Source organism: Streptomyces sp. RLA123, from assembly GCF_056270165.1.
In genome coordinates, this window is sequence record NZ_JBWDOR010000003.1 from 2,292,962 (window position 1) to 2,316,173 (window position 23,212).

Annotated in this window: 16 protein-coding genes, 1 pseudogene and 1 riboswitch; of the genes and pseudogenes, 5 read left to right on the forward strand and 12 right to left on the reverse strand. The window is 73.0% G+C overall.

The annotated features are described in order from the left end of the window. Positions 1-63: 63 nt before the first annotated feature. On the forward strand, positions 64-4,533 hold the full coding sequence (locus RV983_RS10315) for an FtsK/SpoIIIE domain-containing protein (protein ID WP_475985499.1): 4,470 nt from the start codon (positions 64-66) through the stop codon (positions 4,531-4,533). Positions 4,534-4,593: 60 nt separating this feature from the next. Here the strand turns inward: RV983_RS10315 and RV983_RS10320 are convergent, their stop codons facing one another. From RV983_RS10320 to RV983_RS10345, 6 genes are all read right to left on the reverse strand, one after another. Continuing rightward, positions 4,594-5,205, reverse strand: coding sequence for a hypothetical protein (locus RV983_RS10320; RefSeq protein ID WP_475985500.1), 612 nt, complete (start codon positions 5,203-5,205; stop codon positions 4,594-4,596). Between the two features lie 49 nt (positions 5,206-5,254). Next, positions 5,255-5,530 (reverse strand): hypothetical protein, encoded by a 276-nt coding sequence (locus RV983_RS10325; RefSeq protein WP_475985501.1) that lies wholly within the window; start codon positions 5,528-5,530, stop codon positions 5,255-5,257. Positions 5,531-5,689: 159 nt separating this feature from the next. Beyond that, on the reverse strand, positions 5,690-6,340 hold the full coding sequence (locus RV983_RS10330; RefSeq protein ID WP_475985502.1) for a thymidine kinase: 651 nt from the start codon (positions 6,338-6,340) through the stop codon (positions 5,690-5,692). Between the two features lie 42 nt (positions 6,341-6,382). Further along, positions 6,383-7,573, reverse strand: coding sequence for an alkaline phosphatase family protein (locus RV983_RS10335; RefSeq protein WP_475985503.1), 1,191 nt, complete (start codon positions 7,571-7,573; stop codon positions 6,383-6,385). Further along, on the reverse strand, positions 7,573-8,160 hold the full coding sequence (locus RV983_RS10340) for a DUF5998 family protein (RefSeq protein WP_319659120.1): 588 nt from the start codon (positions 8,158-8,160) through the stop codon (positions 7,573-7,575). Before RV983_RS10340 ends, RV983_RS10335 begins: the two co-directional genes overlap by 1 nt. Positions 8,161-8,188: 28 nt before the next feature. Then, positions 8,189-10,918 (reverse strand): bifunctional acetate--CoA ligase family protein/GNAT family N-acetyltransferase, encoded by a 2,730-nt coding sequence (locus tag RV983_RS10345; protein ID WP_475985504.1) that lies wholly within the window; start codon positions 10,916-10,918, stop codon positions 8,189-8,191. A gap of 129 nt (positions 10,919-11,047) precedes the next feature. Here RV983_RS10345 and RV983_RS10350 point away from each other — a divergent pair, with 129 nt between their 5' ends. Next, positions 11,048-11,329, forward strand: coding sequence for an HPr family phosphocarrier protein (locus tag RV983_RS10350; RefSeq protein ID WP_475985505.1), 282 nt, complete (start codon positions 11,048-11,050; stop codon positions 11,327-11,329). Positions 11,330-11,531: 202 nt separating this feature from the next. On the opposite strand, the gene RV983_RS10355 is transcribed toward RV983_RS10350, so the two are convergent. Continuing rightward, entirely contained in the window at positions 11,532-12,224 is a 693-nt protein-coding gene (locus tag RV983_RS10355; RefSeq protein ID WP_475985506.1) for a GntR family transcriptional regulator, read from the reverse strand. Between the two features lie 220 nt (positions 12,225-12,444). Continuing rightward, entirely contained in the window at positions 12,445-13,254 is an 810-nt protein-coding gene (locus tag RV983_RS10360) for a M23 family metallopeptidase (RefSeq protein WP_475985507.1), read from the reverse strand. 15 nt (positions 13,255-13,269) lie between these two features. Beyond that, a riboswitch (cyclic di-AMP (ydaO/yuaA leader) is annotated at positions 13,270-13,432 on the reverse strand. Positions 13,433-13,837: 405 nt separating this feature from the next. Between RV983_RS10360 and RV983_RS10365 the strand changes: the two are divergent. Next, positions 13,838-14,125: pseudogene (locus tag RV983_RS10365) on the forward strand (class I SAM-dependent methyltransferase); the annotation flags it as partial. A 230-nt stretch (positions 14,126-14,355) separates the two neighbouring features. Further along, complete coding sequence (locus RV983_RS10370) at positions 14,356-14,574, forward strand: hypothetical protein (protein ID WP_475985508.1); 219 nt, start codon at positions 14,356-14,358, stop codon at positions 14,572-14,574. 64 nt (positions 14,575-14,638) lie between these two features. On the opposite strand, the gene RV983_RS10375 is transcribed toward RV983_RS10370, so the two are convergent. Next, positions 14,639-16,009 (reverse strand): M16 family metallopeptidase, encoded by a 1,371-nt coding sequence (locus RV983_RS10375; protein ID WP_475990276.1) that lies wholly within the window; start codon positions 16,007-16,009, stop codon positions 14,639-14,641. 17 nt (positions 16,010-16,026) lie between these two features. Then, the gene (locus RV983_RS10380) at positions 16,027-17,379 is read right to left on the reverse strand and encodes a M16 family metallopeptidase (protein ID WP_475985509.1); all 1,353 of its coding nucleotides are present in this window, start codon (positions 17,377-17,379) and stop codon (positions 16,027-16,029) included. Positions 17,380-17,584: 205 nt separating this feature from the next. Here RV983_RS10380 and RV983_RS10385 point away from each other — a divergent pair, with 205 nt between their 5' ends. After that, positions 17,585-20,038, forward strand: coding sequence for a DNA gyrase/topoisomerase IV subunit A (locus RV983_RS10385; RefSeq protein WP_475985510.1), 2,454 nt, complete (start codon positions 17,585-17,587; stop codon positions 20,036-20,038). A gap of 569 nt (positions 20,039-20,607) precedes the next feature. Here the strand turns inward: RV983_RS10385 and RV983_RS10390 are convergent. After that, entirely contained in the window at positions 20,608-22,221 is a 1,614-nt protein-coding gene (locus RV983_RS10390) for a glycoside hydrolase family 13 protein (protein WP_475985511.1), read from the reverse strand. Between the two features lie 100 nt (positions 22,222-22,321). Beyond that, entirely contained in the window at positions 22,322-23,200 is an 879-nt protein-coding gene (locus RV983_RS10395; protein ID WP_475985512.1) for a carbohydrate ABC transporter permease, read from the reverse strand. Between the last annotated feature and the right edge of the window lie 12 nt (positions 23,201-23,212).

The following is a 23,212-nucleotide window of genomic DNA, read 5'->3' on the forward strand; positions in this document are numbered from 1 at the left end:
ACCGCAGACGTGTCCGGCCCGCGCCGCTTTGTCTCACTTCGGAAGGAACCGAGGATCAGCCCCATGCGCCTGACCGTCACCGTCGTCGACCCGGATCCCCGGTCGGGCCGGACGGCCGACATCGTGATCGACACCGACCCCGGTGTCCCGGTCGGCGAACTCGCCGGAGAGCTCAGTCAGGCCCTGCGCGGCACCGCTCCCGACGACGACCCGCCCGTCCTGTACGCGGGCGCCGATCAGGTTCCCGCGGAGCAGGCCGTGGCCGCCGCCGGACTGCGCTCGGGCGGCCTGCTCGCCCTCGGGACGCCGCTGGACCTGCCGCGGGCCGGTCAGGAGCCCGAAGGCGCGGTGGAGTTGCGCGCCATCGGCGGCACCGGCGCCGGGTCGGTGTTCCGGCTGCCGCCGGGCAACTTCGACATCGGCTCCGCCGCGACGGCCCGCGTCCGGCTGCCCTCCGGCGGCCTTCCGGCCACCGCCGCCCACCTCGTCGTCGCCGTGAACGGCAGCGTCTCGGTACGTGCCGCGCGCGGCGAGACCCTGCGCCTGGACGACACCGAGCTGACCGGCGGCGACGAGTGGCGGGACTGGCCCGTCGGCGGTGTGCTGACCTGCGGGCCCGTCCTGCTGGAACGGGCCGAGTCCACCGCGCCCGACGCCGCCGTGGTCCCCTCGGCCGACGGGACCGGGCTCGACTACAACCGGCCGCCCCGGCTGCTCCCCCCGGCCCCGAAGAGCAGCTTCCGGCTGCCGCGGCCGCCCGGCAAGCAGGCCCGCAGCAGACTCCAGCTGCCGATGATCTTCGCACCGCTCGTCATGTCCGGTGCCATGACAGCCGTCACCGGCAACTCCCGCATGCTCCTGTTCGGCCTGCTCTCGCCGGTGATGGCGCTGGTCAACCAGCTCACCGCCAAGCGGCGCGGCAAGGAGACGTACGCGGAGCAGCTCGCCACGTACAAGGAGACCAAGGCCGAACTCGACCAGGAGGTCGAGGAAGCGGTCCTGGCCGAACAGGCCGCCCGCCGCGCCGCCTGCCCCGACCCGGCCACCGCCCTGCTCATCGCCGCGGGCCCCCGGCGCCGGCTGTGGGAACGCCGCTGGCGGGACGACGACTTCCTGCTGCTCCGCCTCGGAGTGGCCGACCGGCCCGCCTGGGTCGAGCTGGAGGACCCCGCCGAGGCCGAGCACCGCCGCCGGGTCACCCGCACCACCCACGCCGTGCCCGTCGCGGTGTCGCTCCGCGAGGCGGGTGTCGTGGGCCTGGCCGCCGACGTACGCGCCTCCGACGCGGCGCTCCGGGTCGGAGGCGCCCCCGCCGACGGCGGCGGGGCCGACATCATGGCGTCCCTGGCGCGCTGGCTCGTCGCCCAGGCCGCGATCCTGCACAGCCCCTCCGACCTGCGCGTCTACGTACTGTCCGGCTCGTCCGGCGCGGACCGCTGGTCCTGGGTCCACTGGCTGCCGCACTGCGCCCCGCAGGGCGAGGACACCGTGAGCCTCGTCGGTTCCGGCGCCGAATCGCTGGGCCGCCGCGTCGCCGAGCTCAGCGCCCTGGTCGCCGCGCGCAAGGCCGCGGGCCGGAACGCCCCGCGCGGCGGCGCCGCCGGTGAGCCCGAGGTGCTCGTGGTCCTGGACGGCGCCCGCCGGCTGCGCGCCCTGCCCGGCGTCATCCAGATCCTCCGCGACGGCCCCGAGGTCGGCGTGTACGCGCTCTGCCTGGACGACGAGGAACGGCTGCTGCCCGAGGAGTGCCAGGCCGTCGCCGTCGCCGGGGTCGGCGGTCTGTGGATCCGCCAGGCCGGGATGGAACCGGTGACCGGGGTCCTCATGGACGCACCCGAGCCTGCCTGGTTCACCGGCGTGGCCCGCTCGCTGGCCCCGGTACGGGACGTCGGCGACGATGCCGAGGAGGGTCTGCTGCCCACATCGGCGCGGCTGCTGGACGTCCTCGGCCTGGAACCGCCCACCGCCGAGGCCGTCGGCGCCGCGTGGGCGGTATCCGGGCGCAGCACCAGGGCCGTCCTCGGGGAGGGCGTCGACGGGCCGTTCGCCATCGACCTCAGGGCCGACGGGCCGCACGGCCTGATCGCCGGCACCACCGGCTCCGGCAAGTCCGAGCTGCTGCAGTCCCTCGTGGCCTCGCTGGCCGTCGCCAACCGGCCGGACGAACTCAACTTCGTCCTCGTCGACTACAAGGGCGGCAGCGCCTTCGCCGAGTGCGAGGACCTCCCGCACACCGTCGGCATGGTCACCGACCTCGACACCCACCTCGTCGAACGCGCCCTGACCTCCCTCGGCGCGGAACTGCGCCGCCGCGAGCACATCCTGGCCGACGCCGGCGCCAAGGACATCGACGACTACACGGACAAGCGCGCCCGCCGCCGCGAACTCGGCCCGATGCCGCGGCTCGTCCTGGTCATCGACGAGTTCGCCTCCATGGTCCGCGAACTGCCCGACTTCGTCTCCGGACTGGTCAACATCGCCCAGCGCGGCCGGTCGCTCGGCATCCACCTGATCCTGGCCACCCAGCGTCCCTCCGGCGCCGTCACCGCCGACATCCGCGCCAACACCAACCTCCGGATCGCCCTGCGCACCACCGACCCGGCCGAGAGCCGCGACATCATCGACGCCCCCGACGCCGGCCAGCTCTCCCCCCGCACGCCCGGCCGCGCGTACGCCCGCCTCGGCCACGCCGTCCTGCTGCCGTTCCAGACCGGCAGGATCGGCGGCCGTCGCCCCGACCTCACCGCCGCCGCCGAGGGCGACCATCCGGCCCCCCTGCTCACCGAACTGCACTGGGAGGAACTCGGCGACCCGCCGCCCGCCCGCCGCAAGGACGGCGAGCAGCGCGCCGTACAGACCGTCACCGACCTGGCCGTCCTGGTCCAGGGCATCGCCGCCGCCGCCGAACTGCTCGACATCCCCGAGCCCCGCCGCCCCTGGCTGCCGCCCCTGCCCGACGCGTACGCGCTCCCCGAGAGCAGCGGTCCGGCCTACGACGCCGAAGGCCGTCTCACCCCGGTCGTGTTCGGGCAGGTCGACGTGCCCGCGGAACAGGCCCGCACCGACCTCGTCCTCGACTTCGACGAGATGGGCCACCTCCATCTCATCGGCGCCCCGCGCAGCGGCCGCTCCCAGGCACTGCGCACCCTCGCCGCCGCCGTCGCCCGCGACCACAGCACCGCCGACGTCCACATCTACGGCCTGGACTGCGGCAACGGCGCCCTCCAGGCGATGGCCGGGCTGCCGCACTGCGGCGCCGTCGTCGACCGCGGTCAGGTCGAGCGCGTCGTCCGGCTGCTCAACCGACTGGTCGCCGAACTGAACAGCCGCCGGGCCCAGCTCGGCCGCGGCGGCCTCGCCGACCTCACCGAACTGCGCCGTCGCCGCAGCCCTCTCCTGCGCCCGCCCCATCTGCTCGTCATGGTGGACCGCTTCGAGGCGTTCGAACGTGACTTCGGCGCCTACGACCAGGGCAGCGTCATGGAGAAGATGCTCCTGCTGCTCCGCGAGGGCGCCGCCGTCGGCATCCACCTCGTCCTCACCGGCGACCGGATCCTGACCTCGTCCCGGTTCGTCTCCACCACCGAGGACAAGCTCGTGCTGCGGCTCAACGACCGCAACGACTACTCCGCCGTCGGCGTGCCCTATCGGGAGATCCCCGCCGAACTGCCCGCCGGCCGCGCCATCCGGCTGAAGGACACCTGCAGCGTCCAGATCGCCCTCATCGATCCCGATCCCAGTGGCGCCGCCCAGGCCGCCGCCCTGAACCGGATCGCCAAGCTGACCGCCGAACGGGACCGCGCCGTTCCGGCCCAGCTCCGCCCGTTCCGGGTGGACGTGCTCCCCGACCGGTTCTCCTTCGAGGACGCCCTGGCCCGCGTCCCCGCGGACGCCTCCCCGCTGTGGGCGATGGTCGGTGTCGGCGGCGACGAACTGTCCGCCGTGGGGCCGGACCTGGCCGCCGTCCCGACCTTCGTCATCGCCGGCCCGCCCCGCTCCGGGCGCAGCACGGTCCTGCTCACCATGGCCCGGTCGCTGCTCGCCCGCGGCAACAAGCTGGTCGTCGTCGCCCCCCGGCCGTCCCCGCTCCGCTCCCTGGCCGGCCGGCCGGGTGTCGTCGACGTCCTCACCGATCCGGACGTGGCCCTCGCCGACTTCCGCAAGGCCCTGCACGGCGTCGACAGCCCGACCGGCGCCATCCTGCTGGACGACGCCGACATGCTCGCCCACTCCGAGATCGACTCCGACCTCACCACCTTCGCCCGCGGCGCCGCCGGCGACGGCTGGGGCCTGATCGCGGCCGGCAACAACGAGGCGTTCCTCAGCAGCATGAGCGGCTGGCAGGTCGCGCTTCGCCGCAACCGCTGCGGTGCCATCCTCGCCCCGCGCAACCTCAGTGACGGCGAGCCCGTCGGCGCCCGCCTCCCGCACGGCCTGCTGGGGGCCGACCCCGAACCCGGCAAGGCGTACCTGCACCTCGGGGACGGGAGGTACGTCACCGTCCGCGTGCCCGAACCGGGCAGCGCGCGCTGAGCGCCGCGACGGGCCGGGTCCTCCCCGCGGGGAGGACCCGGCCCGTCGCGGTACGGGCGCTCAGGACGGCGTGATCACGCCGAAACTGAAGGTCGAGGTGATCGCGTCGAACACGTCGTACAGCGGCTCCGCCAGCGGCAGGTTCGGGCTGGAGCAGGTGATCACCAGCACCTGCCCGGTCTCGTCGGGGAACGGCACCACCGTGTGCATGATCAGCAGCCTGGTCCTGATCCCGTTCGCGACCTCGGCTTCCTCGATTCCCTTCACCCGCCCCACCGGCCCGATCCCGGGCAGCTCCACGGTGCCGAACGTCCGGGCCGTGCCCTCGCCCTGACGGCCGCCCGCCGCCGAGAACTCCTTGCTCAGGTCGTGCAGCGAGAAGCTCCGCCCCGGTGGCGGCGTGACCTTGAAGATCATCACGTTGGCCATCAGCAGGCCGTCCTCGTACATCGTGAACGTGCCCGCCGCGTACACCGCCCCGCGCCGCCGCGCGCCCTGCGCGATCCGCCGCACATTGCGGAACGTCTCGTTGATCCGGTCACGCTCCGCCTTGTTCGGCGTCTCCTTCATCAGCGCGGCCCGGATTCCGGCCAGTGACTCGCCGGAGAGGTCGTACTCCACCCAGCCGTCCGGTATCCGAAGGCCGAAAGCCAGGGTTCCGTCAAGGGCCATCGCCGCGCGCTCCTCTGTCGTTCCCGTGTGAACCGTCGGTGGGGTCCGGCTACTTCGCGGTCAGCGAGTCCGCGCTCTGGTTGTCGTAGTCGGTGAACGCCTTGACGATCTGGTCGCAGGCGTCCTTCAACTGGTTCCCCTGGCGCTTGAGCTGGGTCCGGCCGTCGCTCCACGCGCTCTCGAAGTGGCCGCCGGAATGCGCCAGCGGAGCGCCCACGGCCGTCTCGTCGAAGCCGGTGGGCTTGGTGTCGATAAGCTCCATCACCCGGCCCAGCAGCCCGCTCAGATCCTCCAACTCGTCACCCGGAATCTGGATCTCTGCCATGCGGACCTCTCTCTCGGCCGACGGTGGTGAACTGGGTCGCGGTCAAGAACCTAGTCCGCACGGGTGTGTTCGGATCCCGGCGTGATTGAACCCCGCCTGAATCGTTGTCAACTTCTGTGCGCACGGCGGACGATGAACACGAGAGCAGGCGACGGCCCGTCAGTCGGCGGCGACCGGCAGGACGTCCGGCGAGAGAGCGGAGGCGCGGGCCGACGCGGCCGTCACACGGCGGCGGTGGTGGCGGCGGCACAGGACCTCGTAGCCGACCTCGCCCCCCGGGCCGTGCACATCGCCCACCACCACCTGTGCGCCCGCGACGACCATCTCACCGCCCACGGTCCGGGCGTTGTGCGTGGCCCGCGCCCCGCACCAGCACAGCGCCTCCACCTGCAACTGCTCCAGCCGGTCCGCCAGCTCGACGAGGCGCTGGGACCCCGGGAACAGCCTGGTGCGGAAGTCGGTGGTGATACCGAACGCGAAGACGTCCTTGCCCAGGTCGTCCACCACCCGGGCCAGCTGGTCGATCTGGTCCGGCGCCAGGAACTGCGCCTCGTCCACGATCACGTAGTCCACCCGGCCGCCCCTCGACAGGAGATCCACGACGTACCCGTACAGGTCCATCCCCTCGGCGGCCTCCACCGCCTCCGTGACCAGACCCAGCCGCGACGACAGCTTCCCCTCCCCCGCCCGGTCGTCCCGGGTGAAGATCACACCCTGAAGCCCCCGGGCCGAACGGTTGTGCCCGATCTGAAGTGCCAGTGTGCTCTTTCCGCAGTCCATCGTTCCGGAGAAGAACACGAGCTCAGGCATGAGGGGGCGACGGCCTTTCGGGGCGGGCGGGAAGTGCGGGACTCAGGAGCGTACTTCGAGCAGGGGCACCAACTGCTCGACGGGGACCATCGAACCGTGCAGACCCACCATCGAGGACTCCCCCGGCTCGCGGCGGGTGGCGACGACGGCGACATCGTCCCTGGCGACGGCGACGACGTCGCCGATGCGACCGCGCACCCGGTCCTCCACATGCGGGCCGAACCAGCCCGCCGCGACGGCCTCGTCGCGGGTGGCGACCCACATCTGCTCGCCGAGGACCTCGCTCCACACCGCGTACACGTCGGCGGCCGCGCCGGGGACGGCGTAGACGTGCCGGGCCCGGGCCTCCCCGCCGAGCACGGCGACGCCGGCGCCCAGCTCCCAGTCCTCGTCGAAGTCGATCCGCGACTCCGGGTCGAAGGGGATGTCGATCATGCCGTGGTCCGCGGTGATGTAGAGCGCGCTGCGCGGCGGCAGCTGCTCCGCCAGCCGCTGGGCCAGGCGGTCGGCGGTCATGAGCTGGCCGCGCCAGGCGTCGGAGTCGACGCCGTGCCGGTGGCCCATCGAGTCCAGCTCGCTGTAGTACGTGTAGACCAGCGCCCGGTCGCTCGCGGCCAGCCGCTCGGCGGTGAGGTCCATGCGCTCGTCGCCGGTGAGCCGCCCGTGGAAAGTGCCGCCGCTCAAAGCGATCTTCGTCAGCGGGGTCTGCTGGAAGGTGGGCGAGGTGACCTGGCAGGTCTCGATGCCGGCGTCCTGGACGAGCTGGAAGACGGTGGGGTGCGGCTGCCATGCCTGCGGGGACGTCCAGGGCTGCCAGCGCAGCTGGTTCATCAGCCCGCCGGTGTCCGGGTTGAGGACGGTGTACCCGGCCAGCCCGTGCGCGCCGGGCGGCAGACCCGTGCCGACCGAGGCGAGCGAGGTCGCCGTGGTCGAGGGGAAGCCGGCGGTGAGCGGCTGGCCGGTGCCGCCGGTCGAGGTGCCCAGCAGCGAGGTGAGGAAGGGGGCCTCGTCCGGGTGGCGCCGGATCAGCTCCCAGCCCATGCCGTCCACGAGGAAGACGCAGACCCGGTCGGCCGGCGCGAGCGGCAGTGCGGTCGGCGGGGCGGTGGTCACACCGAGGCCCGCGGCCACCGCGGGCAGCACGTCGCTGAGCGAGGCGGTGCCGTAGCGCGGGGCCGGCGCGTCGGCGGGGTCCAGCGGCGCGGACTCGTACGGGGGGACGGGCTGGGCCATCAGGCGGCCGTGCTCGCTGTCGCCTCGGAGAGGGCCTGCGCGAAGGCGAGGGTCTGCCGGACGGTCTCGGGGCCGTCGCCCGCCTCGCTGACCCGCAGGCTCAGGTCGTCGGCGGTGGAGGACCCGGTGTAGCCGTGGTCGGCCTCGCAGTTGGGGTCGCCGCAGGCGGCGGGCTCCAGGTCGATGCGGCTGACCGCGCCCCATCCGATGGTCAGCACGACCTCGCGGGGCAGGGTGCCCACGGTGTAGGACTCGGGATTGGCGACCACCCGGCTGAGCACGACCGAGGAGATCCGCTCCAGCTTCACCGATTCGGTGGAGGTGGTGGCGTACGGCGTCGGGGACGTGTCGTCCGCGCCCTGCTCGTCGGTGTGGCTGACGATGAAGCGCGTACTGGTCAGCACGAGCACGGTGACGTGCCGGCGGACCTCGTTGGCGTCGAAGGTGGTCTCCTGGTGGACCAGGTACGAGTGGACCGGCTCCCCGCCGACGGAGGCCTCCACGGCCTCGGCCACGAGGGTCGGGTAGTAGCCGCTGCGCTCGATCGCCGCGCGCAGCCCCTGAGTGGTCGTACCGGTCTTCGCCATGGGCACCATCCTAGTGCGGCGCATGTGTTCAGAAGGACGACAGTGCGCGTGGTCCGAGGTCCGTTCGAGCGGGGGGGCGCGCGAGGCGTACGGACGCGCCGAGGACCGTGAGCCCCTCGGCGGCCACGACGACCGGTTCGAGGTCGACGGAGACGACCTCGGGCAGGTCGTCGACCAGGAGCGAGACCCGCAGCAGCAGCTCCTCCAGGGCGGCGGTGTCCACCGGCTCGGCGCCGTGCCAGCCGAAGAGCAGCGGGGCGGCCTTGATGGAGCGCACCAGCTGGGCGGCGTCCCGGTCGGTCGCGGGGACGAGGCGGTGCGCGGTGTCGCCGAGCAGTTCCGAGGCGGCACCGGCGAGACCGAAGGACAGCACGGCGCCGGCCCCCGGGTCGACGGTGGCGCGGACGACGGTGTCCACCCCGCGCGGCGCCATGGCCTGTACGACCAGGTGCAGCTCCCCGGGCTTGCCGAGGCGCGCGGTCAGCTCCTCGTAGGCCCGGCGAAGGTCGTCGGGGTCGGCGAGGTCGAGACGGACGGCGCCGAGGTCGGCGCGGTGGCGCAGGTGCGGGGCGGTGGTCTTCAGGGCCACGGGGTAGCCGAGGCGGCGGGCGGCCTCCACCGCGGCGGCGACGTCGGGCGCGGGCAGGGCGGCGCGCACGGCGATGCCGTAGCGGGCCAGGAGCGCGGCCGCGGAGGCCTCGTCCAGGGTGACGCCGGGGGCGCCGTCCGCGGCCCGCTCTCCGGTGTCCTTGAGCAGCCGCGCCACGTCCAGGCGGGCCCGGGCCTCGTCCACGTCGTCGAACTCGGGCACCCTGCCGGGGGTCCCGGCGTCCCGGCGCCACTGGGCGTAGGCGGCCGCCTGGGCGAGGGCCTTCACGGCGCGCTCGGCGGCGGCGTAGGCGGGGATCCCGGGGGCGGCCAGGCGGGTGCCCATGGCCTCCAGCGCGGTGTGCACGATCGCCACGGGTTTGGCGCCGCCGGCCTCGGCGACGGCGCGCTCCAGGGCGGCAGCGAGCTCGGGGTCGTCACCGGTCTCGGGGTGGCCCCGCAGTTCGTCGCCGACGCGCGGAATGGCCGTGACGACGACGGCGTCATGGGCGGGGTCGCGCAGCGCGGCGGTGAGCGCGGCGGCGAAGTCCCCGGGGGTCGCGGAGGTCGTGAGGTCGGCGGGGCGGCCGGGTTCCAGTCCCGCGGTGAGGCACGCGTCGTAGGTGAGCAGGCCGAGCGACTCGGAGTTGCCGAGGACCGCGACGCGGGGTCCGGCCGGCAGCGGCTGGCAGGACAGCAGCAGTCCGGTGTCCAGGAGCTCGGTGACGGTGTCGGTGCGGATGACGCCGGCCTGGCGCAGCAGCGCGGAGACGGTGCTGTCGGGGATGCGGGTGACGGGCACGGTGTGGCCGGGCGGCCTGGCCGCACTGTGGCGCGCGCCCTTGACCACCAGGACCGGCTTGACGGCGGCGGTGCGGCGGGCGAGGCGGTAGAACTTCCGCGGGTTGCCGAGGGTTTCCAGGTAGAGCAGCGCGACGTCGGTGGCCGGGTCGTCGTGCCAGTACTGGAGGATGTCGTTGCCGGAGACGTCCGCGCGGTTTCCCGCGGAGACGAAGGACGACAGCCCGGCGCCGCGCCGGTGCAGCCCGGACAGCATGGCGATGCCGATGGCCCCGGACTGGGTGAACAGCCCGAGCCGCCCGGCCCGCGGTATCTCGGGGGCCAGCGAGGCGTTGAGCCGGATGTCGTCGGCGGAGTTGAGGACGCCGAAGGCATTGGGCCCGATGACGCGCATGCCGTACGAGCGGGCCTGGCGGACCAGGGCACGCTGCCGCCGGCTGCCCTCGGGGCCGGACTCGGCGTAGCCGGACGAGAGGACGAGCAGGCCGAGGACGCCGTGCCGGCCGCAGTCGGCGACGACCTCGGCGACGTTCTCCGCGGGGACGGCGATCACGGCGAGGTCGACCTGCCCGGGGATCTCCGTGACGGAGCGGTGGGCGGGGACGCCCTCGGGTTCCAGAACCGGCTGCCCGGCGTCGAAGGAACGGTTCACCGCGTGCACCTCGCCGGTGAAACCGCCCTCGGTGATGTGCCGCAGCACGCTGCGGCCGACGCCGCCGGGCCGCCGTCCGGTGCCGATGACGGCGATCGACGACGGGCTGAGCAGCCGCCGTACGGACCGGGCCTCGGCGCGCTGCTCACGGGCGCGCATGACGGCGACCGACTGCTCGGTGGGTTCCAGGTCGAACTCGAGCCGGACGACGCCGTCGGTGAAGCTGCGCTGCTGGGTGTACCCGGCGTCCGTGAAAACCTTGATCATCTTACGGTTGGCGGGCAGCACCTCGGCGATGAAGCGCCGGATGTCGCGCTCACGGGCCACGGCCGCGATGTGCTCCATCAGCGCCGAGGCGACACCGCGGCCCTGGTGCGCGTCCTGGACGAGGAAGGCGACCTCGGCCTCGTCGGTCTCCGTGCGGTCGTAGCGGACGGTCGCGATGAACTCGTCGCCGACGAGGGCCGCCAGCCCCACCCGGTCGCGGTAGTCGTGGTGGGTGAAGCGGTGCACGTCCCGGTCGGAGAGCCGCGGGTAGGGCGCGAAGAAGCGGTAGTACTTGGACTCGTCCGAGACCTGTTCGTAGAAGCTGACCAGCCGGCCCGCGTCGTCGGGCCGAATCGGCCGGACATGGGCGATCCCACCGTCACGCAGGACGACGTCCGCCTCCCAGTGGACCGGGTACTCACGCTCTTCCGTGGACGGCGGGGTCGTCATGGGCCCAGCGTACGGGCATCAGGGGGCGCGGGATCGGTGCGACGATGTCAGGGACGGAAGGGCCGGATCGGTGCGCCCGGCGTGGCAGACTGGTCTAGACCACCCTGGAACGACCCGAAGGACAACACCATGGCTGAGCGCCACGTCACCGTCGGCTGGGCCGAGGGCCTCCACGCACGTCCCGCAGCGATCTTCGTCCGCGCCGCGACCGCCGTCGGCGTGCCCGTCACCATCGCCAAGGCCGGCGGTGCCGCCGTCAACGCCGCCTCGATGCTGGCCGTTCTGAGCCTGGGCGCCGCGGGAGGCGAGGAGATCCTCCTGGCCTCCGACGCCGAGGGCGCCGACGCCGCGCTCGACAGCCTGGCGAAGCTCGTGTCCGAGGGCATGGAAGAACTTCCCGAGACCGTCTGACCCGGTCGCCCGACATGCCGGGCCGGGGCCGCGAAATACGACCGGATTTCGCGGCCCGGCTTTTTTCGGTCACCTGCCGAATTCGGCGCGGCTCACGATGGAACCGGGCGTGCGAAATGGGAGTGCGGCCTGTTCTCCCGTTGTATACGGCATCGCTGTTAAAAGTGATGGCTCGGTTTGTGTACGGCATGTTTCCGCTTCCTCACCGAAGGGGCGCACCGCGGCCCGCACGCTCCGGGCGGCGCAGCCGGTGCACCGCCGCGGCGCGCTCCACGTGGCCCGCCATCGCCGTGCGGGCGCGCTCGGCGTCCCCACGGGCGACGGCGTCCACGACGAATCCGTGCTCCTCCCAGGACTCCGCCGCGCGGCCCGGCGAGTCCACCGCGTACACCCAGGCGATCTTGTGCCGCAGCTGCGTCAGCAGCGCCACCAGCGTGGGGCTCCCCGAGGCCTGCGCCAGCGTCTCGTGGAACCACCCGTCCAGCGCCGGCAGATCGGACAACTGCCCCTGCGCCGAACGCTCCTGACCGAGGCGCACCAGGCCGTGCAACACCTTGACGTGTGCCTCCGTACGCCGCTGGGCCGCGCGCGCGGCGCCCAGCGGCTCCAGCAGGCCGCGGATCTCCAGGAGGTCTTCGGCCTCCTGGTGGGTGGGCTCGGCCACGGACGCGCCGGCGTGCCGGCGGGTGAGGACGAAGCCCTCGGACTCCAGGGTGCGCAGCGCCTCACGGACCGGGACCCGCGACACCCCGTAGCGCTTGGCGAGCTGCTCCTCGGTCAGCCGGCTGCCCGGTGCGAAGTGCCCACTGATGATGTCGTCGCGAATCGCCGCGCACACCGCCTGGGCGGAAATGCGGCGGCCCGCGCCGCCCGTCCCGTTCACATCCGGTCCCACATCGCCGGTTTCCTTCCCCTGCGTGCCGACGGCTGCCGCTGAATTCCCGCGCACCGCAGGTGCCGGCATTTCCGTGACGACTCTATTCCAGCACATGGCCGATTCCGGCGGCAGCCCGGAATTCATGGAGTCTTTTCGGACACACTTCCGCGCATACCGAAGGCCCCGGCCTTGGGGGAGCCGGGGCCTTCGGGTGGGGGGAGGGAGGTGGACCGGGAGGTCAGAAGAGGACGCCGTGGGAGCGCAGGTACGCCACCGGGTCGACGTCGGAGCCGTACGCCGGGGTGGTCCGGGCCTCGAAGTGCAGGTGCGGGCCGGTCACGTTGCCCGTGGCGCCCGACAGGCCGATCTGCGTGCCGGCGGCGACCGCCTGGCCGACCGAGACGCCGATCGAGGACAGGTGGCCGTACTGGGTGTACATGCCGTCCGCGTGACGGATCACGACGTTGTTGCCGTACGAACCGCCCCAGCCGGCCTCGACGACCGTACCGGCGCCGACGGCGTGCACCGACGTGCCGATGGCTGCCTGGAAGTCCACGCCCGTGTGGTAACCGGACGACCACAGGCTGCTGGTGGCGTGGTACGGGGTGCCGATGCCGCCGTGGACCGGCAGCCTCCAGGAGGTCAGGGACGTGCGGGCGCGGGAGCGCGAGGCGTGCGCCGCACCGTCGCGGGCGGTGGCCTTCGCCTCGGCGCGGGCCGTGGCGGCGGTCTTGGACTCCTTGACCCCCTTCGCCGCCTTGGCGGCCTCGGCCTTCTTGGCCGCCCGCTCCTTCATCACGTGCGCGACGTGTGCCGCGTGCTGCTTCGTGGCCTTCTTCGCCGCGGAGACCGCCGCCTTGTGCTGGGCGTCCGCCTGCTCGGCAAGGTGGGCCGCCAGGTCGCCGCTGACAGCGGCGCACTTGGCGAACGCGGAACGCTCGGCGTCCGCGGTGTGGGCGGAGGCGGAGGCGGAGGCGGTGAGCGTACCGGCGGTGACGGCGGTGAACGCGGCGGCGCAGGCGACGGTGGTGCGTATGGTGAACGCCATGGGCAGGCGGGGATCCTTTCCTTCCTTCTCGCCTACCGGGTTAGCTGACGGGTTCGGAGCAGGAAGGTCTCCTACGGGCGCCCCGGTGAGGGCGGGCCCGATTCACCCCAGGGGACGACTCATGTGGGTCCCCGGCTCCCCAGGCTCACGCCCGACGGGGACTCGGCGATCGTTGCTCCGGTGCCGCGGGGGGCGGCTGATTCCGCCGGACAACCCGAGGACGCTAACCGCGCCCCCGCGGCCGTTCCAAAAAAATCCGGCCTTTTGTGCGGGATGCCACACCGGGCACCAACCGGCCCCAACCGTGCCCCGCACGGCAAAGCCGCAGTTCCCGGCAGGATCCGGACGCCCCCGCCGCTGATGGACACCGACTCGATCAGCGCCCGCCCGGACCCGTGACCGGCGTCACCTCCCGGGCCCTCCAGAGGGGCACCGGGCGCTCGGCGCCCTGGGCAGGGTCCCCGCGTGACCACGGCACCAAGGGCAACGAAGCCCGCGGCCCGTGCCGCCGAAGATTTTTTGCGCGCCTTTCACGACCGGAGCCCCGGCCTTTAGTCGGCGGGGGTCCACAAGGCTCTCACCCGTGACGGGCGCACCAGCCACGCGGTGCCGGCCGAGCACGTCCCCGGCGCTCGCCGCGTCCTGGACCTGGGCTGCGCGGACGGCGCACTGCTGGAACTGTTCGCCGAGCGGGGGGGCCGAGGTCCTCGCCGGCATCGACCTGTCGGAGGGCGAGCCGGCCCTCGCCCCCCGGCGGCCCCCGCTGGCAGGCGCCGACCTTCCGCAGGGCCGAGCCCAAGAGCTGCCCTTCGCCGACGACTCCTTCGACGCCGTGGTGTCGCACATGGCGCTCATGCTGATGTCCGACCCCGACCAGGTCACCGCCGAGGCGGCGAGGGTGCTCGCCCCGGGCGGGACACTGGCCGTCGCCGTCGGCGGCGGGCCCGTCCCCGGCGAGGGAGTGGACCTCTTCCTGACGCTGGCCATGCCGTACTTCGAGGCGGCTCCGCCCGAGAGGCGCCTGCCCCGGCTCGGTGACCGCAGGACGCGCGGGGGCGAGCGGGGCTGGACGAGCTCCTGGGACCGCTCGGGTTCGCGCCGGTGTCCTGGCAGACCGTGGTCATCGGCATGGACGGCACGCCCTCGGAGGTCTGGTCCACCCTCACCTCGACGTACTACGACATGGAGGTCCTCGACGAGGAGCAGACCGCGGATCTCCGCGCCGGGTTCCTCGGCCGCGCGGCCGACCTGGCAGGGTCCGACGGGCGGCTCCCGTGCGGCATGCGGATCAACATGGCCGCCACGCGGCTGGAGCGCTGAGCCCGGACGCGACGCGGCCCCGGGCGCCGAGGGGCGTCCGGGGCCGCGGTGCGGGCGGGTGGCGTCAGGCGCCCGTGACGACCGTCACGGGTCCGATGCCGAGGTCGCGGACCGGGTCGGCGATCGCGGCGGCGTCACCGACCAGCACGACCACGAGCCGGTCCAGCGGGAACGCGGCGACGGCCGCGGCCGTGGCCTCGACCGTGCCGGTGGCCGCCAGGCGCTCGTACAGCCGCGCCTGGAAGTCGTCGGGCAGCGACTGCTCGACCTGGTCGGCGAAGGTGCCGGCGACGGCCGAGGCCGTCTCGTAGCGCAGTGGCGCGACACCCACGAGGTTCTGGACGGCGACGTCCCGCTCCTCGTCGGTGAGCCCCTCCGCCGCCAGGGTGCGCAGCACCTGCCAGGTGTCGGCCAGCGCCGGCGCGGTGACGTCGGTCGCCACGGAGCCGCTGATGCCGAGCAGGGAGATGCCGGTGCCCTCCGGAGTGGAGAGCAGGACCTGGCCGAAGGCGCGGACGCCGTAGGTGTAGCCCTTCTCCTCCCGCAGCACGCGGTCGAGGCGCGAGGTCAGCGTGCCGCCGAGGCAGTACGTGCCGAGCACCTGGGCCGGCCAGACCGGGTCGTGGCGGTCCGAGCCCGTGCGCCCGATGAGCACCTGGGTCTGGACGGAGCCGGGCCGGTCGACGACGATCACGCGGGCGGTGTCGTCCGCGGTGATCGCGGGCAGCGGGCGGCGCTCGGCGGGCTTGCCGCTCCACTCCCCCAGGGTGCTGCCGAGCAGCGCGTCCAGGTCGATCCCCGTGAGGTCGCCGACCACGACCGCGGTCGCGGTGGACGGCCGTACGTGCGTGTCGTAGAAGGCGCGGACGGCCGGCGCGTCGATCCGGGCGACGGTCTCCTCGGAACCCTGGCGCGGCCGGGAGCACCGCAGTTCGGCGGGGAAGAGCTCCTTGGACAGCGCCATGGCGGCGCGCCGCGCGGGGTTGGCGAGCTCGTGCGGGATCTCGTCGAGGCGGTTGCCCACCAGGCGCTCGATCTCGCTCTCCGGGAACGCCGGGGCGCGTAGCGCGTCGGCGATCAGGCCGAGGGCCTTGTCGAGGCGCGAGGCGGGGACCTCGAGCGAGACCCGGACGCCGGGGTGGTCGGCGTGCGCGTCGAGAGTGGCGCCGCAGCGCTCCATCTCGGCCGCGAACTCCTCGGCGGTGAGCTTGTCGGTGCCCTCGGACAGGGCGCGCGCCATGATCGTGGCAACGCCGTCCAGGCCCTCGGGCTCGGCGTCGAGCGGCGCTGCGAGCAGCACCTCGACGGCGACGACCTTCTGGCCGGGGCGGTGGCTGCGCAGCACGGTCAGCCCGTTGGGCAGCCGGGACCGGTCAGGGGCCGGGAAGTCCCAGGGCTTGGGCTCCCCGGGCTGGGGCTGCGGGTGGAACGTCATGGTGCTGTGGACGTCGGTCACTGGTCCGCGCCCTCCTCGTCCTCGTCGGTGTCCTCGCCGGAAGCCGCCGCGGAGCCCGTGGGCTCGTAGACGAGCACGGCGCGGTTGTCGGGCCGCAGTGTGGCCGCGGCGATGTCACGCACCTCGTCCGCGGTGACCTCCAGGACCCGCTTGACCGCGCTCAGCGCCAGCTGCGGGCTGCCGAACAGCACGCTGTAGCGGCACAGTTCGTCCGCACGGCCGCCGACCGTGGCCAGCCGGTCCAGCCATTCGCGCTCCAGCTGGGCCTGGGCCCGTTCCATCTCCTCGGGCGTCGGGCCCTCTTCGGCGAAGCGGGCCAGCTCCTCGTCGACGGCGGCCTCGATGTCGGGCACCTCGACACCGCTGGACGTCTTCACGTCCAGCCAGCCCAGCGACGGCGCGCCGGACAGCCGCAGCAGACCGAAGCCGGCCGCGACCGCGCTGCGGTCCCGGCGGACCAGCCGGTTGTGCAGCCGGGAGGACTCACCGCCGCCGAGGATCGTCAGCGCCAGGTCGGCGGCGTCGGACTCGCGGGTGCCGTCCTTCGGCAGCCGGTAGGCGGCCATGAGGGCACGGGAGGGAACGTCCTCCTCGACGACCTCGCGGAGTTGTCCGCCGATCACTCCAGGGAGTGAACCGTCACGCGGCGCCGGCTTGCCGTCGTGGGCCTCGATGGTGCCGAAGTACTTCTCGACCCAGGCGAGCGTCCGCTCCGGGTCAATGTCGCCGACCACCGCGAGGACGGCGTTGTTCGGGGCGTAGTACGTACGGAAGAAGGCGCGCGCGTCCTCCAGGGAGGCGGCGTCCAGGTCGGCCATCGAGCCGATGGGCGTGTGGTGGTACGGGTGCCCGTCCGGGTACGCCATGGCGGTCAGCCGCTCGAACGCTGTGCCGTAGGGCACATTGTCGTACCGCTGACGGCGCTCGTTCTTCACCACGTCGCGCTGGTTGTCCAGGCTCTCCTCGTCCAGCGCGGACAGCAGGCTGCCCATGCGGTCGGCCTCGAGCCACAGGGCCAGCTCCAACTGGTGGGCCGGCATGGTCTCGAAGTAGTTGGTCCGCTCGAAGCTCGTGGTGCCGTTGAGCGAGCCGCCGGCGGCCTGGACCAGTTCGAAGTGTCCGTTGCCCTTGACGTTCGCCGATCCCTGGAACATCAAGTGCTCGAAGAGGTGGGCGAGTCCGGTACGGCCCTTCACCTCGTGACGGGAACCGACGTCGTACCAGAGGCAGACCGCGGCGACCGGGGTGAGGTGGTCCTCGGAAAGCACCACACGCAGGCCGTTGGCCAGGCGGTGCTCGGTCGCGGTGAGGCCGCCGGATTCTGCCTCCGGCGTGGCCGTGTGACCCATGGGCAAGCTGTCCTTCCCGTCGCGTACTCGTTGTTTCGTGCCTAGACCTGCCACTCTAGGCAGCGGACAAACAGCCTGCGAAGTTCCCGTCACCGGCGCGCAGGGGCCGGGGGGTGGTCGGGGCTGTCGGTGGGGCGGTCCACAATGGTCCGCGTCAGTCACGTGTCCACACCCGATGAGGTCCAGCCGAAGGAGCAGCGCCCTGATGGCCCGCCGCACCACGAAGACCCCGCCGCCGCCGGACGATTTCGAGGAGCGGATCCTCGACATCGACGTCGTCGACGAGATGCAGGGGTCCTTCCTCGAGTACGCCTACTCGGTCATCTACTCGCGCGCGCTCCCCGACGCCCGCGACGGGCTCAAGCCGGTGCACCGACGGATCGTGTACCAGATGAACGAGATGGGGCTGCGTCCCGAACGCGGCTTCGTGAAGTGCGCCCGCGTCGTCGGCGAGGTCATGGGCAAGCTCCACCCGCACGGCGACGCCTCGATCTACGACGCGCTGGTGCGCATGGCGCAGCCGTTCTCGATGCGGGTGCCGCTGGTCGACGGCCACGGCAACTTCGGATCGCTCGGCAACGACGACCCGCCGGCCGCCATGCGGTACACCGAGTGCCGCACGACCCCGGCCGCGATGCTGATGGTCGAGTCGATCGACGAGGACACCGTCGACTTCGCGCCGAACTACGACGGCCAGGAGCAGGAGCCCGTCGCCCTGCCCGCCGCGTATCCGAACCTGCTGGTCAACGGCGCCTCGGGCATCGCGGTCGGCATGGCGACCAACATGCCTCCGCACAACCTGGGCGAGGTCATCTCCGCCGCCCGCCACCTGATCCGCTACCCGAACGCGGACCTCGAGACGCTGATGCGCCACGTGCCGGGCCCCGACCTGCCGACCGGCGGCCGCATCGTCGGCATGGACGGCATCCGGGACGCGTACGAGAGCGGGCGCGGCACCTTCAAGATCCGCGCGACGGTCACGGTCGAGGACGTCACCGCCCGCCGCAAGGGCCTGATCGTCACCGAGCTGCCGTTCACGGTCGGCCCCGAGAAGGTCATCTCCAAGATCAAGGACCTGGTCGGCGCCAAGCGGCTCCAGGGCGTCGCCGACGTCAAGGACCTCACGGACCGCGCGCACGGGCTGCGGCTGGTCATCGAGATCAAGAACGGCTTCCACCCCGAAGCCGTCCTGGAGCAGCTGTACAAGCTGACGCCGATGGAGGAGTCCTTCGGCATCAACAACGTGGCCCTGGTCGACGGCCAGCCGCTCACGCTGGGTCTGAAGGAACTGCTCGAGGTCTACCTCGACCACCGCTTCGAGGTGGTCCGCAGGCGCAGCGAGTTCCGCCGCGGCAAGCGCCGCGACCGCCTCCACCTGGTCGAGGGCCTTCTGGTCGCGCTCGTCGACATCGACGAGGTCATCTCGATCATCCGCTCCAGCGACAACGCCGCCCAGGCCAAGGAGCGGCTCATCGAGCGCTTCTCGCTGTCGGAGATCCAGACCCAGTACATCCTCGACACCCCTCTGCGCCGGCTGACCCGCTTCGACCGCATGGAACTGGAGTCCGAGCGGGACCGGCTCACCGCGGAGATCGAGGAGCTGACCCGGATCCTGGAGTCCGACGCCGAACTGCGCAAGCTGGTCAGCACCGAGCTGGCGGCGGTGGCCAAGAAGTACGCCACCGAGCGCCGCACGGTCCTGCTGGACGGGGCGGCGGCGCCGATCGCCGCCGTGCCGCTGGAGGTCGCCGACGACCCCTGCCGCGTGCTGCTGTCCTCCACGGGTCTGCTGGCGCGCACGGCGAACGGCGAGGCCCTGGCACCGGGCGACGGCAAGCGCGTCAAGCACGACGTGATCGTCTCCGCGGTGCCGACGACCGCGCGGGCCGACATCGGGGCGGTCACCTCGACCGGGCGGCTGCTGCGGCTGGCGGTGATCGACCTGCCGATCCTCCCGGAGATGACGGGCGCACCGAACCTGGCGGGCGGCGCGCCGCTCGTGGAGTTCCTGTCGCTGGAGCCGGACGAGCAGGTGGTCTGCCTGACCACGCTGGACGAGTCCTCGCCGGGACTGGCGATCGGCACCGAGCAGGGCGTCGTCAAGCGCGTCGTGCCGGACTACCCGGCGAACAAGGACGACTTGGAGGTCATCGCCCTCAAGGAGGGCGACCGGATCGTCGGCGCGGTCGAGCTGCGCACCGGCGAGGAGGACCTGGTCTTCATCACCGACGACGCCCAGCTGCTGCGCTACCCGGCGGGCCAGGTGCGTCCGCAGGGCCGCCCGGCGGGCGGCATGGCCGGCATCAAGCTCACCGAGGGCGCCAAGGTGATCTCCTTCACGGTGGTGGAACCCTCGGCCGACGCCGTGGTCTTCACCCTCGCCGGCGCCCGCGAGGTGCTGGACGGGGCGGAGGAGAGCACGGCCAAACTCACCCCGTTCGACCAGTACCCGCGCAAGGGCCGGGCGACCGGTGGCGTGCGCTGCCAGCGCTTCCTCAAGGGTGAGGACGTGCTGTTGCTGGCCTGGGCCGGGGTCGCCCCCGCCCGCGCCGCCACCTCCACCGGTGCTCCCGCCGACCTTCCGCCGAAGGACCCGCGCCGGGACGGCTCGGGTGTGGCGCTGACCAAGCGGGTCACGGTGGTGGCCGGCCCGGTGTGACGGGCCGCGTGACGACAGCGAGGGGCGCGGCACCGGTGCGGTGCCGCGCCCCTCGGCGTACGCGGTCAGGACGCGTACGTCTCCGGCCCGCCGCGTCGGACGGCGGGCCGCCGGTGTGGCCCGTGGACGTCGGGCGCGGGCGGCGGGTGACTGGTGGGTGGCCGTGCCGCAGGGCAGCGTGACGGCGGCCGTGGCCTCTCCGGGTTCCGCCGGCGGAGGCGAAGCCGTCGCCGCTGGCGCCCCCCCCATGGTGGGGGCCGGACCGCGGTCGACGGTGCGGCGACCGCGGGAAGGCGTCGCCGTCGGCCGTGCAACCGGCCGGGCGCACTGGGGCGCACGAGGTGCCGGTGCCTCCTCCCCTCCCCCGCCGCTGCCCTCGGGCCGGGCCCGGACCTCGACCGCGGCGATCCGCGGGTGACACGCGGGCAGCGGGCGCTGCGGGCGGCCGGGCCCACAGGATCGGGTACGCGGAGCCGTCCGTGCTGCCCTGGACGACGCTGTCCGGTGGCAGCACTCCTGAGGGGGACGGGGGGACGGGGGGACTGGGGATGCGGCGCGGTGGCCGGCGGCTACCCGTCCAGGCGCAGCCACACCGCCGTGTCCTGGGGCAGCCGGCCGTCCTCGGCGAGCGGCCCGCTGGCGAGCAGGATCTGCCGGTGGCCGGGAAGGTCCACCGGGGTCCCCGACAGGTTGACCACGCAGCCGAAATCGCCCTCGCGGCGGAAGGCGAGCACCTCGTCGGCGCTGTCGAGCCAGCTCATCGGCCCTTCCCCGAGGCCGGGTTCGGCACGGCGGAGTTCCAGCGCCGTGCGGTACAGGGTGAGCGCGGAACCCGGGTCGGCCTGCTCGGCCTCGGCGGTGTACCGCGCCCAGCCGGCCGGCTGGGGCAGCCACAGCCGTTCGCCGCCGAAGCCGTACGGCGGCGCGTCCCCGGACCAGGGCAGCGGCACCCGGCAGCCGTCGCGGCCCGGGTCGGTGCCGCCGGAGCGGAAGTACATGGGGTCCTGGAGCCGGTCGGCCGGGATGTCCTCGACCTCGGGCAGGCCCAGTTCCTCACCCTGGTACAGGTACACCGAGCCGGGCAGGGCGAGCGTGAGAAGGGCGGCGGCGCGGGCTCGGCGCGTGCCCAGCGCCAGGTCGGTGGGGATCCCGTGGGCCTTGGTCTTGAAGTCGAAGCCGGTGTCGGCGCGGCCGTAGCGGGTGGCCGTGCGGGTCACATCGTGGTTGGCCAGCACCCAGGTCGCCGGAGCACCGACGGGCGCGTGCACGGCCAGCGTCACGTCGATCGAGGCGCGCAGCCGGCCGGCGTCCCAGGGGCAGGACAGGAAGTCGAAGTTGAAGGCGGTGTGCAGCTCGTCGGGGCGCAGGTAGCGGACGAAGCGCTCGGCGTCCGGCAGCCAGACCTCACCGATCAGGACACCGCCGTAGGAGTCCGCGATGGTGCGCCAGGAACGGTAGATCTCGTGCAGTTCGTCGCGGTCGATGTAGGGGTGAGGGTCGCGCCCCTCCTCGAAGTCGGGCAGCTCCGGGTCCTTGGCGACCATGGCCGCCGAGTCGATCCGCACTCCGGCGACGCCGCGGTCGAACCAGAAGCGCAGCACGTCCTCGTGCTCCAGGCGGACCGCGGGGTGTTCCCAGTTGAGGTCGGGCTGTTCCGGCGCGAACAGGTGCAGGTACCAGTCGCCGTCCGGCAGCCGGGTCCAGGCGGGGCCGCCGAACTGGGACCGCCAGCCGTTCGGCGGCAGTTCGCCGTCGGCACCGCGGCCGGAGCGGAAGTGGAACAGCCGGCGCTCCACGCTGCCCGGCCCCGCGGCGAGCGCGGCCTGGAACCAGACGTGCCGGTCCGAGACGTGGTTGGGGACGATGTCGACGATGGTGCGGATGCCGGCGCCGCGGGCCTCCGCGATGAGCTTCTCCGCCTCGGCCAGGGTCCCGAACGCCGGGTCGATGGCCCGGTAGTCGGCGACGTCGTAGCCTCCGTCTGCCAGGGGCGAGGGGTACCAGGGGCTGAACCAGAGGGCGTCGACGCCCAGCGCCGCCAGGTACGGCAGTCTGGACCGCACCCCGGCGAGGTCGCCGGTGCCGTCCGCGTCGCCGTCGGCGAAGCTGCGTACGTACACCTGGTAGATGGCGGCGCCGCGCCACCACTCGTCGGTGGCCTCGGTCGGCTGGGTGTCTGCCACGTGACTGGTCCTTTCGGGCAGCTGGGACCACGCCGCCGGCCCTTACGGCGGGCGGCGTGGTGCTGGTGGGAAGCGGAGTGGCGGTGGGCGGGTGCGGGCCTCAGCCCTTCAGACCGCCGGCGGTCAGGCCGCTCATGATGTTGCGCTGGAAGACGAGGAAGATCAGCAGGGTGGGGACGGACGCCATGGCGATGGCCGCCAGCAGCCAGTTCTCCGGCACTCCGCTGGCGAGCGAGTAGATGCCGACGTTGAGCGTCTGCTTCGTCGGGTCCGGCAGCGCGAGCATCGGCCAGAGGAAGTCCTTCCAGACCCCGACGATCGCGAAGATGGAGACCACTCCGAGGATCGGGCGGGAGATCGGCAGGACCACCGACCACAGGGTGCGCACCTGGGAGGCGCCGTCGATCGCCGAGGCGTCCAGCAGTTCCTGGGGCACCGAGTCGAAGAACCGCTTCAGCAGGAAGATGTTGAAGGCGTTGGTGACCGACGGCAGCCAGATCACCCAGGGCGAGTTGAGCAGGTTGCGCTGGAAGATCGGCACGTCCAGCACCGTCAGGTACTGCGGCACCACCAGTACGGTCGCCGGGATCATCAGCGTCGCCAGCATCATGCCGAGGATCACGTTGCCCAGCACCGGGCGCAGCTTGGACAGCGAGTAGGCCGCGGCCACGTCGAGGACCAGCTGGAAGGCGAGCGCCCCGAAGGCGTACCAGAGGGTGTTGACCAGCAGATGGGACAGGTCCATCACGGACCAGGCGCTCTTGTAGTTCTCGGGGTGGAGGGCGTGCGGGAGGACGGTCGGCGGGATCTGCGCGAACTCCTGCGTGGACTTCAGGCCGTTGGCGGCCATCCAGTACAGGGGGCCGAGGAAGACGAGCGTGAAGGCCGCGACCACCAGGAACAGGACCGTCCGGTAGATGATCTTGCCGCGTCGGGTCGCCATCTGCGTCGGCGATATCAGCGATCTCGTGCTGCTCATCGGTGGGTCCCC

Bases quoted from the DNA above. Each gene is read 5' to 3' on its own strand.
- RV983_RS10335 (WP_475985503.1), bottom strand. From the start codon at position 7,573: ATGGCCCAGCCCGTCCCCCCGTACGAGTCCGCGCCGCTGGACCCCGCC.
- RV983_RS10350 (WP_475985505.1), top strand. From the start codon at position 11,048: ATGGCTGAGCGCCACGTCACCGTCGGCTGGGCCGAGGGCCTCCACGCA.
- RV983_RS10360 (WP_475985507.1), bottom strand. From the start codon at position 13,254: ATGGCGTTCACCATACGCACCACCGTCGCCTGCGCCGCCGCGTTCACC.
- RV983_RS10315 (WP_475985499.1), top strand. From the start codon at position 64: ATGCGCCTGACCGTCACCGTCGTCGACCCGGATCCCCGGTCGGGCCGG.
- RV983_RS10385 (WP_475985510.1), top strand. From the start codon at position 17,585: ATGGCCCGCCGCACCACGAAGACCCCGCCGCCGCCGGACGATTTCGAG.
- RV983_RS10325 (WP_475985501.1), bottom strand. From the start codon at position 5,530: ATGGCAGAGATCCAGATTCCGGGTGACGAGTTGGAGGATCTGAGCGGG.
- RV983_RS10340 (WP_319659120.1), bottom strand. From the start codon at position 8,160: ATGGCGAAGACCGGTACGACCACTCAGGGGCTGCGCGCGGCGATCGAG.
- RV983_RS10375 (WP_475990276.1), bottom strand. From the start codon at position 16,009: ATGACGTTCCACCCGCAGCCCCAGCCCGGGGAGCCCAAGCCCTGGGAC.
- RV983_RS10320 (WP_475985500.1), bottom strand. From the start codon at position 5,205: ATGGCCCTTGACGGAACCCTGGCTTTCGGCCTTCGGATACCGGACGGC.
- RV983_RS10395 (WP_475985512.1), bottom strand. From the start codon at position 23,200: ATGAGCAGCACGAGATCGCTGATATCGCCGACGCAGATGGCGACCCGA.
- RV983_RS10380 (WP_475985509.1), bottom strand. From the start codon at position 17,379: ATGGGTCACACGGCCACGCCGGAGGCAGAATCCGGCGGCCTCACCGCG.
- RV983_RS10345 (WP_475985504.1), bottom strand. From the start codon at position 10,918: ATGACGACCCCGCCGTCCACGGAAGAGCGTGAGTACCCGGTCCACTGG.
- RV983_RS10330 (WP_475985502.1), bottom strand. From the start codon at position 6,340: ATGCCTGAGCTCGTGTTCTTCTCCGGAACGATGGACTGCGGAAAGAGC.